This is a genomic window from Pseudoalteromonas sp. P1-13-1a (assembly GCF_001401875.1).
Classification (GTDB): Bacteria; Pseudomonadota; Gammaproteobacteria; order Enterobacterales; family Alteromonadaceae; genus Pseudoalteromonas.
The window spans coordinates 1-3,982 of sequence record NZ_LKDV01000064.1; the positions used below are offsets into that span (position 1 = coordinate 1).

2 protein-coding genes are annotated in these 3,982 nt (G+C 39.4%); both read left to right on the forward strand.

The features are described from left to right. The first annotated feature begins 260 nt into the window (after positions 1-260). Complete coding sequence (locus AN391_RS19660; RefSeq protein ID WP_055016956.1) at positions 261-1,676, forward strand: sodium:alanine symporter family protein; 1,416 nt, start codon at positions 261-263, stop codon at positions 1,674-1,676. A gap of 183 nt (positions 1,677-1,859) precedes the next feature. Further along, on the forward strand, positions 1,860-3,455 hold the full coding sequence (locus tag AN391_RS19665) for a BCCT family transporter (protein ID WP_055016957.1): 1,596 nt from the start codon (positions 1,860-1,862) through the stop codon (positions 3,453-3,455). Positions 3,456-3,982 lie beyond the last annotated feature (527 nt).

Sequence of the window (3,982 nt, forward strand, 5' to 3'; positions counted from 1 at the left end):
GTCGTTTGCTTGCCTCGCTAAGCGTTGCCTGCTCTGCCGTCTCAGTGGGGTCGCATTATAGGGAGAACGGATTTTTACGCAAGCGTTTTATTTAATAAAATTGCATTTAATTTATACCCATAAGAAGCCCACATTAAAAGCACATGTTACCCACAAAAGCTTGTGGATAAGACTGCTTTTTTGCTTTTAAAACTAAACTCTTTTGATTCGTTATGGTAAGTTGCCAGCACTTTTTCAACTCATGTACTTAGGTAGTATTCATGACAGATATAATAAATAGTATAAGTGCCTTACTTTGGGGCCAAGTTCTCGTCTACTTATTAATAGCAGCAGGTGTCTTTTTTACCATTCGGTTGGGCTTTATTCAATTTTTACAATTCCCCCATATGTTTAAAGTTATGTTTGGCTCACGTAAATGTGGTGGTGATGAGATTTCTTCTTTTCAAGCTTTTTGTACTTCTTTAGCCGCGCGTGTTGGAACAGGTAATATGGCCGGTGTTGCCGTGGCACTTTATTTAGGTGGCCCTGGCGCTATATTTTGGATGTGGCTGATTGCTTTAATAGGTATGGCAACTAGTTTTGCTGAGAGTACATTAGCACAAGCTTATAAAACTAAAGACGCTGATGGCAACTTTAGAGGCGGCCCTGCTTATTATATGGAGCGCGGTTTAGGCAAACGCTGGATGGGTGTCCTGTTTTCACTGTGCTTAATTTTAGCCTTTGGCCTGGTATTTAATGCTGTACAGTCAAACTCTATTGCTGCCGCATTTGAAGTAGCGTTTGATGTACCTAAGTATATAGTAGGCATAGCACTTGTGATTGGCTCTGGCATCATTATTTTTGGTGGATTAAAAACAATATCACGTTTTGCCGAAATGGTTGTTCCATTTATGGCGCTTGCCTATTTGCTAGTTGCTATATATGTATGTGCAGTAAACTTCACTGCTTTGCCTGATGTTATTGTACTTATAGTAAAAAGTGCATTTGGTTTAGAGCAAGCAGGCGCCGGTGCCATTGGCTATGGTGTAACACAAGCTATGATCCAAGGTATTAAGCGCGGTTTGTTTTCAAACGAAGCAGGTATGGGTAGCGCAGCTAATGCTGCAGCAACGGCAACCCCTTACCCTCCGCACCCAGCCTCGCAAGGGTATGTGCAAATGCTAGGTGTATTTATAGATACTATTGTGATCTGTACAGCCACAGCCTCATTAATCTTACTGTCTAATCAACTTGTGCCTGAATCGGGTGTATTAGGAATAGAGTTAACACAAGCTGCACTGCAAGAGCACGTAGGTGATTGGGGCACTTACTTTATTGCCATTGCCATTTTGTTTTTTGCATTTACCTCTATTGTAGCGAATTACTCATATGCCGAAACAAACCTAATGTTTTTAGAACATAACTCTAATAAAGGAATGTTTATATTTAGGTTATTGGTATTAGGTATGGTTATGTTTGGCGCCATTGGTGAACTAGGGATTATTTGGACACTTGCTGATATCTCTATGGGCCTAATGGCTATTGTAAACGTAGTTGCACTGTTTATGCTCTCTGGTGTTGTTGTATGGTTATCAAAAGATTACAACGCACAAAATAAGCAAGGTGTACTACCTACGTTTAACAAAGCCAAGCACCCTAAGCTTGCCAAAGAGGTTGATCCTAACGCGTGGAAGTAACACTAAATTGAAAAATTATTAAGCGAGCATATGCTCGCTTTTTTTTGCCTTACAAACTATATAAAATTTTATTAATGTATTTCAAAGATATATACCATAATTAAATATCAGTAATAGGCGCTTTTTAATTTACTTACGTACAATAAAATTTAAGTTTGTTATCTATAATATAAAGGAGTCATGATGGATGACCAATTGAACAAATACAGTATTGACACTACCGATTATCAAGTAGGTCAAGATAACGTACAAAAATGGGGGTTTGATGTTCATAATCCCGTGTTTGGAATAAGCGCATTTTTAGTCATACTATTTGTTGCCCTTACCTTATTGCTTGACCCTGAAGTCGTCAGGGAAGCACTTACCTCAACTAAAGATGCCATTATCAATAAATTTGATAGTTACTTCATGTTGATTGCTAATGGTTTCGTATTATTTTGCTTTGCACTTGCGCTCTCCCCTCTTGGCAAAATTCGCTTAGGAGGTGTTGATGCAAAACCTGAACATGGTTATCTTTCATGGTTGGCAATGCTATTTGCAGCAGGAATGGGGATAGGTTTACTGTTTTGGGGTGTTGCAGAGCCCGCAGCTTATTTTACTGATTGGTACTTAATGCCAATGAATGCACAGCCAAACACCCCAGAAGCTCACTCTTTAGCCATGGGTGCCACCATGTATCACTGGGGTTTACATGGCTGGGCAATTTACGCCATTGTTGCACTTAGTTTAGCATTTTTTGCCTACAATAAAGGCCTTCCATTATCTATACGATCCGTGTTTTACCCTTTATTTGGCGATCGTGCTTGGGGTTGGCTGGGTCATGTTATCGACATTCTTGCTGTACTCTCTACGCTTTTTGGTTTAGCAACGTCTCTTGGTTTAGGGGCGCAGCAAGCAACAAGTGGTATTAATTATTTAATGGGCACAGACTACGGTACCGCTTTTCAAATTACGGTTATAGCGCTCGTTACCTGTATTGCTATTGTGTCTGTTATTAAAGGTATTGAGGGGGGGGTGAAAGTACTTAGTAACATAAACCTTATATGTGCATTTATTTTACTTGTAGCCATCATATCCCTTACTTTTAGTGATTCAATTACGGCTATATGGTTTACCTTTGGTGCATATGTAGAACACATGCTCCCGCTTAGTAATCCGTTTGGCCGGGAAGATGAAGACTGGATGCATGCCTGGACAGTATTTTACTGGGCATGGTGGATATCGTGGTCGCCATTTGTCGGAATGTTTATTGCCCGAGTATCTAAGGGCCGTACCGTGCGAGAGTTTTTATTGGTCGTCATTGGCTTGCCAACACTATTAAGTTTAGTTTGGATGGGCGTATTTGGTAATTTAGCCATTTCACAAATTATTGATAAAATAGGCCCGCTTGGACAAAACGGGTTAACTGATATCTCAGTAACGCTATTTCAGGTTTATGAGCAACTTCCGCTAAGTAGCTTTATTAGTGTTATTTCAATTGTGCTTGTTTTAGTGTTTTTTATAACCTCTTCTGACTCTGGCTCACTTGTGATAGATGGTATAACTGCTGGCGGGAAAATTGATGCGCCGGTACCACAACGTATATTTTGGGCATCGATTGAAGGGGCTATAGCCGCCGTATTACTGTGGGTAGGAGGCTCTCAAGCCTTACAAGCTTTGCAATCGGGAGTCGTAACTACAGCGTTACCTTTCTCAATTGTGCTCATTTTAATGTGCGTAGCGCTTATTCAAGGCTTAATGAGCGAATACCCTATCTATAAGGCACAAACAAAGTTATAGCATTATATACTTTAGCAAAGCGGCTTCGTGTCGCTTTGCGCTCTCACTTTATTTCTGCCCTTACCTACACTTCAGCTAATACATTTACGAACGTATTTAATCATCAAGCTATTTAGCTTTGGCAATACACTTTAAAATGCACTATTAGTCGTGCATTTATGCAAAATCCCTTTAATAAACAGTGTTAAAAGTAGTTTTTCGACCGCTGCAAAGGGATATAGGAAAAGTAATGTAGGTTTAATCAACTAACACTAAGGTACAACAATACGTACGCTCTGCTTTAAGCACGATTGTCTTGTTTCAAATCATTCATTTAATTAAGCCAATTGCTATTAACTTTTAAAGATAAGCAAAAACATAAATAAAATGATTGTTTGATTATAAAACTGAGGATTTATTTTAAATAGTGGGTTATTTAATTTACTAAAAGGACTTTAGTAAAAGTGGTGCCCGAGGCCGGACTTGAACCGGCACGACTTGTTAGTCGAGGGATTTTAAATCCCTTGTGTCTACCAATTCCACCACTC

What these genes read in the sequence shown, in the direction of transcription:
- AN391_RS19660 (WP_055016956.1), top strand. Translation starts at nt 261, where the DNA reads ATGACAGATATAATAAATAGTATAAGTGCCTTACTTTGGGGCCAAGTT.
- AN391_RS19665 (WP_055016957.1), top strand. Translation starts at nt 1,860, where the DNA reads ATGGATGACCAATTGAACAAATACAGTATTGACACTACCGATTATCAA.